At 53.4% G+C, this 14,408-nt stretch carries 11 protein-coding genes and 2 pseudogenes; 3 read left to right on the top strand and 10 right to left on the bottom strand.

The window, feature by feature from the left end; all coding sequences use genetic code 11:
- Positions 1 to 4: 4 nt before the first annotated feature.
- The 4 genes and pseudogenes from GL2_RS00335 to GL2_RS00350 form a co-directional block, all read right to left on the bottom strand.
- Entirely contained in the window at positions 5 to 916 is a 912-nt protein-coding gene (locus tag GL2_RS00335; protein ID WP_172621010.1) for a DMT family transporter, read from the bottom strand.
- Positions 917 to 995: 79 nt separating this feature from the next.
- Complete coding sequence (gene recJ, locus GL2_RS00340; RefSeq protein ID WP_143728765.1) at positions 996 to 2,723, bottom strand: single-stranded-DNA-specific exonuclease RecJ; 1,728 nt, start codon at positions 2,721 to 2,723, stop codon at positions 996 to 998.
- A 49-nt stretch (positions 2,724 to 2,772) separates the two neighbouring features.
- Positions 2,773 to 4,184 (bottom strand): annotated as a pseudogene (gene thrC, locus GL2_RS00345) (threonine synthase).
- 90 nt (positions 4,185 to 4,274) lie between these two features.
- A pseudogene (locus GL2_RS00350) lies at positions 4,275 to 5,596 on the bottom strand (homoserine dehydrogenase).
- Between the two features lie 386 nt (positions 5,597 to 5,982).
- Here GL2_RS00350 and GL2_RS00355 point away from each other — a divergent pair.
- From GL2_RS00355 to aspA, 3 genes are all read left to right on the top strand, one after another.
- Complete coding sequence (locus GL2_RS00355; protein ID WP_172621011.1) at positions 5,983 to 6,999, top strand: type I asparaginase; 1,017 nt, start codon at positions 5,983 to 5,985, stop codon at positions 6,997 to 6,999.
- A 143-nt stretch (positions 7,000 to 7,142) separates the two neighbouring features.
- Positions 7,143 to 7,958 carry a helix-turn-helix transcriptional regulator gene (locus GL2_RS00360; protein WP_143728767.1) on the top strand — a complete coding sequence of 272 codons (816 nt, stop codon included), beginning with the start codon at positions 7,143 to 7,145 and terminating at the stop codon, positions 7,956 to 7,958.
- A 123-nt stretch (positions 7,959 to 8,081) separates the two neighbouring features.
- Positions 8,082 to 9,548 (top strand): aspartate ammonia-lyase, encoded by a 1,467-nt coding sequence (gene aspA, locus GL2_RS00365; protein WP_143728768.1) that lies wholly within the window; start codon positions 8,082 to 8,084, stop codon positions 9,546 to 9,548.
- 53 nt (positions 9,549 to 9,601) lie between these two features.
- Here aspA and GL2_RS00370 read toward each other — a convergent pair whose 3' ends face one another.
- The 6 genes from GL2_RS00370 to ffh form a co-directional block, all read right to left on the bottom strand.
- Positions 9,602 to 10,354: a DsbC family protein gene (locus GL2_RS00370; RefSeq protein WP_143728769.1), complete on the bottom strand. Its 753-nt coding sequence runs from the start codon at positions 10,352 to 10,354 to the stop codon at positions 9,602 to 9,604.
- A gap of 385 nt (positions 10,355 to 10,739) precedes the next feature.
- On the bottom strand, positions 10,740 to 11,090 hold the full coding sequence (rplS, locus tag GL2_RS00375) for a 50S ribosomal protein L19 (RefSeq protein ID WP_143728770.1): 351 nt from the start codon (positions 11,088 to 11,090) through the stop codon (positions 10,740 to 10,742).
- Between the two features lie 89 nt (positions 11,091 to 11,179).
- Complete coding sequence (gene trmD / locus GL2_RS00380; protein ID WP_143728771.1) at positions 11,180 to 11,935, bottom strand: tRNA (guanosine(37)-N1)-methyltransferase TrmD; 756 nt, start codon at positions 11,933 to 11,935, stop codon at positions 11,180 to 11,182.
- Between the two features lie 12 nt (positions 11,936 to 11,947).
- The gene (gene rimM / locus GL2_RS00385) at positions 11,948 to 12,487 is read right to left on the bottom strand and encodes a ribosome maturation factor RimM (protein ID WP_143728772.1); all 540 of its coding nucleotides are present in this window, start codon (positions 12,485 to 12,487) and stop codon (positions 11,948 to 11,950) included.
- Between the two features lie 22 nt (positions 12,488 to 12,509).
- Entirely contained in the window at positions 12,510 to 12,749 is a 240-nt protein-coding gene (gene rpsP / locus GL2_RS00390; RefSeq protein WP_143728773.1) for a 30S ribosomal protein S16, read from the bottom strand.
- A 153-nt stretch (positions 12,750 to 12,902) separates the two neighbouring features.
- The gene (gene ffh, locus GL2_RS00395) at positions 12,903 to 14,315 is read right to left on the bottom strand and encodes a signal recognition particle protein (RefSeq protein ID WP_143728774.1); all 1,413 of its coding nucleotides are present in this window, start codon (positions 14,313 to 14,315) and stop codon (positions 12,903 to 12,905) included.
- Between the last annotated feature and the right edge of the window lie 93 nt (positions 14,316 to 14,408).

A 14,408-nucleotide genomic window follows, 5' to 3' on the forward strand; every position in this document is an offset into this window, starting at 1 on the left:
TTTCCTAGTGATGTGTACCGCTATGGTTACCGTAGTGACTAACCAACATCCCTATCAGCATCAGGCCACAGCCAATTAGTTCACTGGCATTCAACACCTCATTGAGGAACAGCCAGCCTGCCGCCAGGGCGAATACCGCCTCAAGGCTCATAATCACCGTGGCATGCGACGGTGCCGCATGGCGCTGGGCCAGCAACTGAAAAGTAAACGCCAGGGCCGTGGAGAAAATCATCATATAGGCAATCGGCCAGGCTGCATCCAGCGCAGATTGAATGGTTGTATCCTCGGTGAGGAGCGATGCCAGGGCAGACAGCAGGCCGCATACCAGGAACTGAATACAGGCGAGACGCAACGCATCATAGCGTTTCACCAGATGATCAGCGGACAATACTTGTATAGCGAATACAAAGGCACTGGCGAACACCATCAAATCGCCAATCAATTGCGACTCCTCGCTAAAGTCCGCCAGCCAATAAAGACCAAACAGGGCCAAGCCAACACCCATCCAGGTCCAGCGATTGGTTTTATGCCCGAGGGAAAGGCCGATCACTGGTACCAGCAGCAGGTAGAAACCGGTAATAAACCCGGCTCGACCGGCAGTAGTGTAAAGCAGGCTCACCTGCTGCAACGCCGCACCAAGAAACAACCAGAAACCGAGCACGGCACCACCGGGCAGACAGGCTCGCCAACGATGACTGACCTGCTTGCCACCCACTTCACCTGGCTGGGCATCCCTGCGGGAGGACAGCCAGTAAACGATCGGAACCAATATCAAGCCACCGAGGATAAAGCGCCAAGCATTAAAGGCCAGCGGCTCTATATCCGCCATAGCGATTTTTTGTGGCACAAAGGCGACGCCCCAGAATAGCGCGGCCAATAACAGCAGGATTTCAGCCTGGGCTTGTTTACGTTTCACTTCTTCAACTTCCAACCACGTTTTTAATCACAACCGCGAACAGATTTTCTGCACTTCGCAGCCCTCAAAAAGATGAATCCTATGCCACCTCCAGCAGGCTCACCATTAATTGCAGGGACTCCCGCCCGCGAAATTCGTTGACGTCCAGTTTGTAGGCTAAACGCACCCTCTGGGTAGCCTGCGGCCATTGGTCTGTATCCACATTAAAGGCGATGGCATCGAGAGCCAACTGTGGTGCCTGCGGCGGAGCGACCACCATTTTCAGGTGGCGCTCGCCAACGATGCGCTGCTGTAGTAGTAGAAATTCCCCATCAAAAACCGGCTCGGGAAATCCCTGCCCCCAGGGTGCACAGGCGCGTAGAAGGGCGGCAGTTTGCAGTGTGAACTCTGCAATATCCAATCCGCCGTCGGAGTCGATCACCGCTTGCAGCTGGTTTTCATCCAGGCGGGTGCGCACCACTCGCTCAAACTCGACTCGAAATGCATCGAGGTTTTCCGCTGGCAAGCTCAAGCCAGCAGCCATGGCGTGTCCACCAAACTTACTTATCAGCTCTGGATTGGCTGCGGCCACATCGCTTAGGGCATCGCGGATATGTAAACCTGAAATGGAGCGCGCTGAGCCTTTCACCAGCCCGTTATCCCCTTCTGCGAAAGCAATCACCGGACGGTGAAATTTTTCCTTGATACGGCTGGCGAGGATACCCACTACTCCCTGGTGCCAGCTGGCATCGTAGAGGCACAGGCTCCAGGGAATTTCCCCCTCAAGACGCAGGGCATCCAGCGCCACTAGCGCCTCGCGCTGCATTCCCTGCTCGATCGCTTTGCGATCCCGGTTGAGCATATCCAGCTCCCCGGCCAGCTCTCGAGCCTCACTCGGGTCCTGGGTCAACAGGCAGCGAATGCCGGTACCAATATCATCCAGTCGTCCGGCTGCATTGATCCGCGGCCCCAGGATAAAGCCGATATCGGTGGTGGACAGCCTGCGCTGATCGCGCCCGGCCACCTCGAGCAGTGCGGAAATACCGGGACGGCAGCGGCCAGAGCGGATACGCGCTATACCTTGTTGAACCAGAATACGGTTGTTGTGATCTAGTGGTACCAGGTCCGCTACCGTGCCAAGCGCCACCAGGTCCAGATATTCAGCCATATTTGGCGGAACTATACTGCTCTGCTCAAACCAGCCACACTCCTGCAAGGCGGTACGCAAGCGACTCAGCAGGTAAAAAATCACACCAACACCAGCGAGATTCTTGCTGGGAAAATCGCAATCCGACTGGTTGGGGTTGACGATGGCATCAGCATCCGGCAATTCACTGCCCGGCAGGTGGTGATCAGTCACTATCACTGTCATCCCCGCTGCTCTGGCGGCGGCCACACCATCAATACTACTGATACCATTATCTACGGTAACCAGCATATCCGGGGCATAATCTTTGGCCACCTCAACGATTTCCGGGGTCAGGCCGTAACCAAAATCGAAACGGTTGGGCACGAGAAAGTCTACGCTCGATGCACCCATGGCCCCCAGCGCGAGCACGGCGAGGGTGCTGCTGGTAGCGCCATCAGCATCAAAGTCGCCGACGATCAGAATTTTCTGCTGGGCCCGAACGGCCTCTACCAGCAGCGTTACGGCGGTATCCAGGCCCCGCATCAGCTGGGGCTTCTGCAGCCTGGCAAGGCTGTGATCCAGTGCCTCTTCACTGACAATGCCGCGTCCGAGTAACACTCTCTGCAAAATTCGCGGGGTCTCAGAAGCAAAACGGCCAGTGGAAAAATCCACTGGCCGTCGCTGAATTCTTGTACTCATTCTCTCTCAGCTTTTTTCTATTCGGAAAGTAAGGCCGGGTTGCCGGCGGTCAGCCACCATCAGAAAGCATGGTTGCCATATAGTCATGCACCTGAGACAGGTCGTTGGGCAGCACCTTGACTCGCTCTTCGCGCTGCCAGAGGTCTCGCATATGGACCGGCAGGGGAATTTCGGTATGTGGCAACGCCTGTGCCACAGCATCAGGGAATTTTGCCGGGTGTGCGGTGGATAAGCAAACCATTGGCTGGTCGGCGGAGCGGCGCACCCGTCGCGCGGCCTCGACACCAATTGCGGTGTGGGGATCTAGCAAATAGCCAGTAGCCGCAAACTGCTCACGAATTACATCTACAGTGCGCAAATCGTCGACCCGATGACTGGAAAACACTTCCCTCGCTCGTCTCAGGGCCCGCTCGCTCAAATGCATAGGTGAACTACGATCCGCCAACAACTCTGCTACTGCTGCACCATCGCGCTCATAGAGATCAAATAGAAGGCGCTCAAAGTTACTCGATACCATGATATCCATACTGGGAGACAGGCTGTGCACCAACGGCTTGGGTGTATGGTCATTATCACTGATACAGCGGTGCAGGATATCGTTAGCATTGGTGGCGATAACCAGTTGATCGATAGGCAGCCCCATTTGCCGCGCCAGATAGCCGGCAAAGATATCGCCAAAGTTCCCGGTCGGGACCGAGAAGTTTACCGTTTTGTTGGGCGCACCCAGGCGCAGTGCCGCGTAAAAGTAATAGACAATCTGCGCCATAATACGCGCCCAGTTAATGGAGTTCACCGCTACCAGGCGACGTCCATCTGGCAGGAATGACTGGTTGGCGAAGCTGGCCTTTACCATATTCTGGCAATCATCAAAATTGCCTTCCATAGCGATATTGAACACATTATCCGACAGTACAGTGGTCATCTGCCTGCGCTGTACTTCAGATACCCGATTGTGGGGATGCAAGATAAAAATATCGATATTGTCGCAGTGGTGACAGCCCTCAATCGCCGCCGATCCCGTATCTCCAGAGGTAGCCCCCATCACTACCACACGCTCACCACGCTTTTTCAGAAGGTGATCAAACAACTGACCGAGGAACTGCAGTGCGAAATCCTTGAAGGCCAGAGTAGGTCCGTGGAAAAGCTCCAATATCCATTCATTGGTATCGGCCTGCACCAACGGTGCCACCGCCCTGTGGCTAAACTGGCCCTGTCCCTGACTATAGGAGCGCCCGATAATATCCCGTAATTCCCGCTCATTCAGGTCCCCCCAACAAACGGCCGAATAATCGTAAAAGCCAGCTGCTCGTAATCCATTCCCACCATCGCAGCAATATCATCGCGAGAAAATTGTGGCAGTGACTCGGGCACATAGAGGCCGCCATCGCTGGCGAGGCCGGTAAGTATGGTATCGGCAAAGGAGAGTGACGGCGCACGGCCGCGGGTGCTGACAAATTTCACGGTATTTTATCGCTCTTGGACCTAGCGGGAATTAAAGAAAACCAGCGCCGTTCCGGATGAAGCGGCGCCATACAACTATAGGGACAGGGATCAACCAAGGCTTTCCACACGGATTCGCACCACGTCACCCTCAACTGTTTCCAGTGATTCAATCTGGGCGACAGCTTCACGCAGGCAGGCCTCTCTGGCACGACTGGTCAGGATCACCACCGGCACCAGTTCCTCGCCTTCCGTCGGCTCATGCTGGATCAATGCTTCAATACTGATGCCCTGCTCACTGCAAATGGTGGCCACTTGAGACATGACGCCAGGCTTATCGTGAGCAGATATTCGCAGGTAGTAACTGGTGACAACCTCTTCCTCCGGCAGCACCAGAGTATCGCCCTGCTCAGCCAATGCCACTCCGGCAGCGGGCACCCGCTGGTCCGGTCTCACATCGAGCGTGCGCGCCACATCGACAATATCGGCAATCACTGCTGAAGCTGTTGCCTCTGCGCCAGCGCCGGCTCCGTAATACAGGGTTGATCCCACTGCGTCGCCACTCACCAACACGGCATTCATCACCCCATTGACATTGGCGATCAGGCGGCGCTGGGGAATCAGAGTTGGATGTACCCGCAATTCCACACCGTGGTCAGTGCGACGGGCAATACCCAAATGTTTGATACGATAGCCGAGCTCATCAGCATAACGAATATCCTCACTGGAAATACGACTGATCCCCTCGGTATACACTTTGTCGAAAGCGAGCGGCATGGTGAATGCCAGCGAGGCCATAATTACCAGCTTATGGGCGGCATCAATACCCTCCACATCGAAAGTGGGATCTGCTTCTGCGTAACCCAAGGCTTGAGCCTGGGATAGAGCCTCAGCAAAGCTGCGGCCCTTTTCGCGCATCTCCGTGAGGATATAGTTACCGGTGCCATTAATAATACCGGCAAGCCACTGTATCCGGTTGCCAACCAACCCCTCGCGCAGGGATTTGATAATAGGAATCCCCCTGCTACGGCAGCCTCATAGGCAATCGTTACTCCTTGTCGGGCCGCCAGCTCAAACAGTTCATTACCATGTTCAGCAATTAGCGCCTTATTGGCAGTGACAACATGTTTACCGTTCTCGATAGCTGTTATTACCAATTCACGAGCCACGGTAGTGCCACCAATCAACTCCACCAGGATATCAATCTCAGGGTTATTGGCGACGTCGAATATCTCCCGTGTGACCTTCAAATGACTGGTTTCGCAGTCTGGGTTATCCCGACGGGCCCCAACCTGCTCAACGATCACCGGGCGCCCGCAACGTGCAGACACCCCTTCCTCATTGCGCGCCAGGACATTAATCGTGCCACTACCCACAGTACCCAGGCCGCATATACCGATATGTACTGCTCGCTGCGATTTTTCGGCAACCACCTGATCCGCCACCCCTGCAGCTTCTTCAATTGTTGCGCTCACAAATTTCCTCCGCACATTTCACCCCGGTACAGTGTGTTCACACTAAAAGTATTACTTCGGGGCTCAGCGCAATAAATACCAATAAAATCAACAAAAGATCGATAACCTTACCGAGCAGCAAACAAAAAAGTCAACAAAATTGCGCATTAGCTTTGCTTACCTGAGGAGAGCGCCGGCAGAAACTTTTGTCACCCTAAAACACCTCTTGAAACAGGTACCATCCTCAGTAGATGCTATAAAAGCATCTACTAGCATCAGGTACCTACAACCTGCGAAATTGCATCCACTGCGCCTTTTCCCGAAAAATGGGCGCCCTGAAAACTGACTCAGATAGCGGTCGAGTGATGAAAAAAACCTTAATCCTGTATACCGGCGGAACCCTGGGAATGCGCCGCAGTGAATCTGGCTATATACCGGATGCCGACCTGGAAAGCGCCCTTGAGCGCCTCCTGCAAGACGCCATTGGCCAACTCCCCAGCTACGATTTTCAGGCGCTCGACCCTCTACTGGATAGTGCCAATATGCAACCCAAGGACTGGTACCGCATCGCCGCCCTGATACGCGACAACTATAGCCAGTACTCAGGGTTTGTCGTGTTGCACGGCACCGATACCATGGCCTATACCGCCTCCGCCCTGTCCTTCGCCCTGCAGGGTCTGGCTAAACCAGTACTGGTAACCGGCTCACAAATCCCCCTGCGGGAAATGCGCAGTGATGCCTACAATAATCTGATTGCCGCTCTGCTGCTCAGTGCCTCCGATGAAATTAAAGAGGTCTGCCTCTACTTCAATGGCAAATTGCTACGTGGCAATCGCGCGGTCAAAGTAAGCTCCGGCTCTCTGGATGCCTTTGCCAGTCCAAACTACCCCTGCCTTGGCGAAGTGGGTATACAAGTCAATATCGACCACAATGCCCTTTTAACACCCGACAAAACAACCCAATTTCAAATTCCGGAATTCGTCGATGGTGGCGCTGTGCTGGTTAAGCTATTTCCGGGTATCACCTCCTTTTTCCTGAGCAAGATCATCGAATACCGCCCCCGTGGCCTGGTGATCGAAACCTACGGCACTGGTAATGCACCCACCGATGACTGTGCCTTTACCGCTCAACTGGAAAGAGCCGCAGAGCTGGGCATTGTCTGTGTGGCAGTTTCCCAATGCCTGGAGAATGAGGTTGACCTGGGCAAGTATGCAGCGGGCTCTGCCCTCTTGCGCGCTGGTGTCATCGGCGGTCTGGATATGACCAGTGAAGCCTGCTTTGCGAAATTAAACCACTTGCTGGCCATGGGCTATCCAAATGAAAAAATCATAGAATTGATGGAAATATCATTGTGCGGGGAGAACACTCCTCAACTGGGCTGAACTAATCCAAGCCCTGTATTGGCCGGTTTAGGCAATTTTTTTAGCAGTTTTAAACCGGCCTTCAGCCAGTCTACTCACAGAATGGCTGATATATAAGCACTGGAAAGAATTCACCGCGCACTGGAACCAGAAGCAGACAATCGATGAGTAACGACTTCTCGCAAAACCTGCGCCTTCTGTGCAGCTTCTACCGCTCAATTGCCGAGGTATGCAGGCGCATGGGTATCAATCGAGCGCAATTTAATAAGTACCTGAATGGCCATACCCAGCCCTCGCAGTACACCCTGAATAAAATCTGTCATTTTTTCGGAGTCGAACCTCACGAAATTATGATGCCCCGCGAACAGTTTGATCAAATTATTCGTGTACGCAGTACACCTTCAAGCACTAAAGAGGCGGTGCGCCCCTACACTCGGGATATAGACATCCTTATGCGCGAGTCCCAGAGCCGTGCAGACAAATATCTGGGGTTTTATTTTGAGTACCACTACTCAATGACATTTCCGGATCATATTATCCGCAGCCTGCTACATATAGAGTCCGACGGGGATGGCTATTATTTCCAGCGCTTTGAGCGCATGCGCTACCCGGACAGGGAGGAGTGGTATAAATCCCATTACAAAGGCATGCTCTTTTTTCTCTCCGAGCGAATATTTCTGATTGGCTACGAAGCCCTGACCCGCAATGAGATAGCCCAAACCATCCTCTATCCCACATACAAAAGTCGCGTCAGCTATTTGTCCGGCCTCAAGCTCGGCGCCTCCGCCAGCGACAGGCGGGAGCCCGTATGCACAAAGGTCGTTCTGGAGTCCCTGGGGCGCAATATCAGCATCAAAAACGCATTGAAATTATGCGGTGTTTTCGGGCCGGATTCCGATGAGATCAATCTGAATATCCGGGAGAACATCCGTGCCTCTACAAGCGAAGGCCCCCAAAGCTTTTTCGCAACCCCGCTTTGACTACAAGAGTCGGTTAAGAAAGGCTCAAATTACAACAACCAAGAGGCGATCCAGAGAGTAAATCTTAATCCACTCTCAATATACGCTCGCCCACCTGCAGATGAAGAGAAGACAGGAATTAACATGACAAACGATTTCCATACACTGAAACCCATGCCCGTATTCAGTGCTGACAGTGCAACGCGGATTGAGCGCGACCTGTTGGGGGAACGTGAAGTGCCAGCGGATGTTTATTTCGGCATCCAGACCCTGCGCGCCCTGGAAAACTTCCAGATTACCGGAATTACCCTCAACCACTTTCCCAACCTGGTAAAAGCTCTGGCTATGGTCAAAAAAGCTGCCTCGGGGGCCAACAGGGAATTGGGATATCTTGAAGATAAACTGCAAAAAGCTATAGCCAGTGCCTGTGATGAAATTATTGAAGGAAAACTGCATGACCAGTTCCTGGTGGACATGATTCAGGGCGGAGCTGGCACATCCACCAACATGAATGCAAACGAGGTTATTGCCAACCGCGCATTGGAGTTATTGGGGCACAACAAGGGCGAATACAAAGAGGCCCACCCCAATAACCATGTGAACCTGTCACAGTCCACCAACGATGTTTACCCAACTTCCATCAACCTGGCCGTACTGCTTAGTTATAACGACTTGGTACAGTCTATGGAAACCCTCTGTGTCGAGTTCGACAAGAAGGCCGGAGAATTTGCCCAAGTGATCAAGATGGGGCGCACCCAACTACAAGATGCTGTGCCCATGACCCTTGGACAGGAGTTTGCCGCTTTTGCCGCTACCATTCGTGAGGATGTGGCCAGGGTCAAAGAGCTGGTAACCCTGTTCAAAGAGATCAATATGGGCGGCACAGCGATTGGCACTGGTATCAATACCGACCCCGAATATCGTCAGTTGGTCGTTTCAGCTCTGTCAGAAATTTCCGGAATTGATTTTATCTGCGCAGAAAACCTGGTTGAAGCGACTTCCGATATGGGCGCTTTTGTGATGTTTTCCGGTGTAATGAAACGCATCGCTGTAAAAATATCGAAAATCTGCAGTGATTTACGCCTGCTTTCCAGCGGCCCACGCGCAGGCCTCAATGAGATCAACCTACCACCAATGCAACCCGGCTCCTCCATCATGCCCGGCAAAGTTAATCCGGTCATTCCCGAAGTGGTAAATCAGGTAGCCTACCAGGTAATCGGTAATGATCTGACCATTACCCTGGCAGCAGAGTCAGGTCAACTGCAGCTAAACGTCATGGAGCCGGTTATCGCCTTTAACCTGCTCCAGTCGATGCGTCTGATGACCCAGGCTATGGATACCCTGGCACAACGCTGCGTCAACGGCATTACGGCCAACGAAGAGCACTGCCTGCAAATGGTGGAAAACAGCATCGGCCTGATTACCGCAGTTAACCCATTTATTGGCTACGAGAATGCGACCCGCATCGCCAAGCAGGCTTTGATCACCGGTGCTAGCGTCAAACAATTGATTCTTGAAGAAGGGCTGTTAAGTGAGGAAGAGCTTAACGATATTCTGGCTCCAGAAAATATGACCCAGCCCAGAAAGGTTTCGCTGAAGAGCACGGCTTAGTGAATAATTGCCGGCAGCATCACTGCTGCCGGCAATACAAAGTCAGGAAAGGATTAAATACCCAGCTCTTTTACTAAAGATGCCGGTGGGAGGTAACCAGGTACCACTCGACCATCTTCCATAACGATGGTGGGCGTACCTCGAACATCAATAGCTTCATTACCTAGTTTGTATTGAGCAGCCACTGGATTGTTATTACAAACCTTGAGAGGCACATTTTCCCGGTTTTTCAATGCGGTCAGTGTCTTGTTGCTGTCATCTGCACACCAGGCGGTAGCGAGCTTGCGGTAACCCAGGGACTGCAATCCACCTCGGGGGAAAGCCAGGTAGCGCACTTCAATACCGCGCTTATTCAGTTCAGGCACATCCTGGTGCAGTTTGCGGCAATAGCCACAATCCACATCGGTAAATACATAAATACTCGCCTTGGTTTCACCCTTGGGCGAGAACACAATCATATCCTCGACATTCTGGTCACCCATTACCTTGGCCCGATGACCGGTTCTGCGTGTCTCGGACAGGTTAGCGAGCCCACCACCATTTTTCACCTGGAACAAATCGCCGTAGATGAAATGACTGCCATCTTGAGAGACAAATAGAGTAGTGTTGCCACCATCTACATCCACCTCATAGAGGCCTTTAATAGGGCTCTCACGTACTTCGCCGTAAGTGGCCTTGGGGTTGCCGGCCTCCAGGCGTGTTTTGATGGTCTTTGCAACATTCGCATCGACTTCCGCCAGGGCCGCAGGTCCCAATAGGCCGAGCAGTGCACCAGCCAGCGCCAGCGGCTTCTTGATTAGCGTCATTACCGATTGCTCCTTAAATTCTCAGTAGGCTTGGACTTAAACGCCGAGCCTCAGTTCCAGCCAGTATGGCAGCTGTTTACCGTTTCCGGCTTACTATGGCGCGTTTTAACATATTCAGGCAGCGGGGACTACGCTCAAATAGTCAGGCTGTGAGCCAGGCAGCTGAAACCAATAATCTACTGACATCGCCGGCAAGGGAATCCCCTGTATTACAGCAATCTACTAACTATACGAACCTTAATATCCGCCCCAACAGAGAGGCAGCCTCCTGGAGAGAGAATGCATTGCAGCATAGACTGGAAAGTCAACCCTCTGGAAAAATACCAGGCACAAAAAAGCCGGTGCCACAAGACACCGGCTTTTTTGTGAGCTGTAAGAGAAAGACTTAGTTGAGTTTCTCTTTAATACGGGCCGCTTTACCAGTCAGGCTGCGCAAGTAGTACAGCTTGGCCTGGCGCACGTCACCACGACGCTTCACCTTCAGGCTGTCAACCAACGGGCTGTGAGTCTGGAAAGTACGCTCAACACCAACACCGTGGGAGATTTTACGTACGGTAAAGGAGGAGTTCAGGCCACGGTTACGCTTGGCAATTACCACACCCTCGAACGCCTGCAGACGCTCACGGTTACCCTCTTTTACTTTTACCTGAACGATTACAGTGTCGCCCGGTGCGAAGGGAGGTACTTCGCTCTTCAGCTGTTCCTGCTCCAGCTGCTGAATAATTTTATTGGTCATTTGGATTTGCTCCCAAATAGAGTTTGTGTAGCTTCTCAGCTAGTTCACCGAACTACTCTCGCCTCCCGGCGAATCCGGCATCAAATTTTTTAGGACTTCTGCTCCTGCTGGATTTCCTCCAACAACTGCTTCTGCTCCTTGTTCAGCTCCAGCCCCTCCAGAAGGTCGGGCCGACGCTGCTGTGTGCGCGCCAGTGCCTGCTTCAGACGCCAGCGGCGTATTCTTTCATGATTGCCCGAGAGCAACACTTCCGGTACCGCTACTCCCCGGTACTGTTCGGGCCGGGTGTAGTGGGGACAATCCAGCAAGCCAGAGGAAAAAGAGTCCTCAACCGCAGACTGATCGTGCCCGAGAGCGCCGGGAATCAAGCGGGTGATCGCATCCACCATCACCATAGCAGCCAGTTCACCACCACTTAGAACATAGTCACCAATAGACCACTCTTCGTCGATCAAGGACTCGACGATACGCTCATCCACCCCTTCATAGCGCCCGGCCAGTAAAACCAGATTGCCAGCAGCGGAAAGGTCTTCGACCCCGCGCTGATCCAGTTGCCGCCCTTGCGGAGACAGGTAGATAGTACGTACAGCCCCACCCTCTTCTCCAGCCCAGGTGCGTGCCGCCTCCAGAGCCTGATAAAGGGGTTCAGCCATCATCACCATTCCGGGACCACCACCATATGGGCGATCATCCACAGTGCGGTGCTTGTCACTGGTGAATTCCCGAGGGTTCCAGCAGCGTACTTCCAGCAGGCCATCTTTAGCGGCCCGTCCGCTGACACCATACTCGGTCAATGCAGCAAACATTTCCGGAAAAATGCTCACCAGAGCGATTCTTTTCGCCATCGCTCCAACGCCTTAAAAAGCTGGATCCCAGTCGACGGTAATCACACCGGCTTCCAGGTCTATATCCGCAATAAACTGATCTGGTAAATAGGGGATCAGACGCTCGCGCTTATCCACTCCTCCACGCACCACCAACACATCATTGGCACCAGTTTCCATCATGCGTGCGACAATGCCAAAGTCGTGCTCTTCACCCGCAAAGCGGCTGATTACCCGCAAACCTTCGAGCTGGTGCCAGTAATACTCGCCCTGCCCTAATTCCGGTAACAAGTCACGCGCAACAGCAATATCACGCTGGCAGAGCCGAGCCGCAAGATCGCGGTCATCTATGCCATTCACATGTACGATCAAACCCTTGCCATGACGCTTGCCAGCATCAATTTCGAGGGCTTCCCAACCTTTCGGCCCCCGCAACCACCACTTGGGGAATTGCAGGATATTGTCCATTGGTTCGGTATAGGAATACACCTTCACCCAACCACGTACACCATAAACGGTAGTTACGCGCCCAACAGTGACCAATTGATCGGTGATCTCTCCGTTATTCGTCACAGGCGCACCACTAACGTGCAAATTAAGCGGTTTCTTTCAGCAGTTTGCCGACACGGTCGGAAACCTGCGCACCATGACCCAGCCAGAACTCAACACGCTCACGGTCAATACGCAGACGCTCTTCCTGACCGCGGGCAACCGGGTTAAAGAAGCCAACACGCTCAATAAAACGACCGTCGCGAGATTTGCGGCTGTCGGTCACTGTCAGGTGATAAAACGGGCGCTTTTTAGCACCGCCACGAGCCAAACGAATGGTTACCATGTAACTTTCCTGTAGATTCAATTACTGGATGGCTGTATTAGCAGCCACCTATACAACTCCGCCGGCAGCTCACCCAGCGAAAGGCGGCGTATTCTAATGTACCGCCATAGATTTGTATAGCGTTCGATCGGGCCACCACAGCGGCCAGGGATACTATTTTTTCTTCATGCTTGGCGGCAGGCCACTAGGTAAACCGCCCATACCTCCGGGCATTCCGCCCCCCATACCAGGCATACCACCAAGGCCGCGCATCATCTTGCCCATACCACCGCCTTTGAGTTTTTTCATCATCTTCCCCATCTGCTTGTGCTGTTTAAGCAGACGGTTCAGATCCTGCAACTGGGTGCCGGAACCAGCGACAATGCGACGCTTGCGCGAACCATTCAGTAATTCTGGATTACGGCGTTCAGCGGGTGTCATAGAGGAGATGATCGCGTCCATACGCTTGAACTCCTTGCCCATATCAGCCTGCTGGGCCGCCTGAGCGACACCGCCCATTCCCGGCATCTTCTCGAGCAGGGAGCCAAAGCCACCCATATTTTGCATTTGCTGAAGCTGATCGCGCAGGTCTTCCAGGTCAAAGCCCTTGCCTTTCTGAACCTTCTTAACCAACTTTTCTGCTTTCGCCTTATCAATCTTCTGCTCTGCCTCTTCGATTAGAGACAGGATATCCCCCATACCCAGGATACGGGAGGCAATACGATCGGGGTGGAAGGTTTCCAGTGCATCCGTCTTTTCACCGACACCGATAAACTTGATCGGCTTGCCGGTCACATGACGTACGGATAGAGCCGCACCACCGCGAGCATCGCCATCGGCTTTAGTCAGGATGACACCGGTAAGCGGTAGGGCCTCATTAAAGGCGCTGGCAGTGTTTACCGCATCCTGACCGATCATCGCATCAATCACGAACAGGGTTTCCGCTGGATTCAATTCGGTATGCAGTTCGCGAATTTCATCCATCAGCTGACCATCAATATGTAGACGGCCAGCGGTATCGACGATGAGCACATCAGCAAACTGCTTGCGGGCAGCATCAACGGCGCCCTTGGCAATATCCAAGGGTTTCTGCTCAGCGGCAGAGGGATGGAAAATCGCACCAACTTCGCCAGCCAGGGTCTCCAACTGTTTGATAGCCGCGGGGCGGTATACGTCCGCACTCACCACCATCACTTTTTTCTTTTCCCGCTCCTGCAGGTACTTGGCCAGCTTGGCGACACTGGTGGTTTTACCAGCGCCCTGCAAGCCCGCCATTAAGATAACCGCGGGAGGCTGGACGGCGAGATTAAGAGGCTCAGCAGCCGCTCCCATCACCTTGACCAGTTCATCCTGAACAATCTTGACGAACTGCTGACCCGGGTTCAGGGCCTTGCTAACCTTCTGCCCCACGGCAGCCGTGCGCACCTGCTGAACAAAGGCCTTTACAACTGGCAGGGCGACATCCGCCTCAAGCAGGGCCTTGCGCACCTCGCGCAGGGTATCGCGGATATTGTCATCGGTCAGGCGCGCCTTGCCGGTGACTTTTTTCAGGGCCGCCGATAAGCGGTCACTCAGGTTATCGAACATAAATTCGTCTCGATTTCTCCGATTGCGGATTGGACCCCAGTGCGGTGGGCCGCGAAATTTGAGGGAGCCACGTCCAACTCCCAGTCTGAGGCG

It is taken from the genome of Microbulbifer sp. GL-2 (assembly GCF_007183175.1).
GTDB lineage: Bacteria > Pseudomonadota > Gammaproteobacteria > Pseudomonadales > Cellvibrionaceae > Microbulbifer.

Bases quoted from the DNA above. Each gene is read 5' to 3' on its own strand.
- recJ (WP_143728765.1), bottom strand. From the start codon at position 2,723: ATGAGTACAAGAATTCAGCGACGGCCAGTGGATTTTTCCACTGGCCGT.
- GL2_RS00355 (WP_172621011.1), top strand. From the start codon at position 5,983: ATGAAAAAAACCTTAATCCTGTATACCGGCGGAACCCTGGGAATGCGC.
- GL2_RS00360 (WP_143728767.1), top strand. From the start codon at position 7,143: ATGAGTAACGACTTCTCGCAAAACCTGCGCCTTCTGTGCAGCTTCTAC.
- aspA (WP_143728768.1), top strand. From the start codon at position 8,082: ATGACAAACGATTTCCATACACTGAAACCCATGCCCGTATTCAGTGCT.
- GL2_RS00370 (WP_143728769.1), bottom strand. From the start codon at position 10,354: ATGACGCTAATCAAGAAGCCGCTGGCGCTGGCTGGTGCACTGCTCGGC.
- rplS (WP_143728770.1), bottom strand. From the start codon at position 11,090: ATGACCAATAAAATTATTCAGCAGCTGGAGCAGGAACAGCTGAAGAGC.
- trmD (WP_143728771.1), bottom strand. From the start codon at position 11,935: ATGGCGAAAAGAATCGCTCTGGTGAGCATTTTTCCGGAAATGTTTGCT.
- rpsP (WP_143728773.1), bottom strand. From the start codon at position 12,749: ATGGTAACCATTCGTTTGGCTCGTGGCGGTGCTAAAAAGCGCCCGTTT.
- ffh (WP_143728774.1), bottom strand. From the start codon at position 14,315: ATGTTCGATAACCTGAGTGACCGCTTATCGGCGGCCCTGAAAAAAGTC.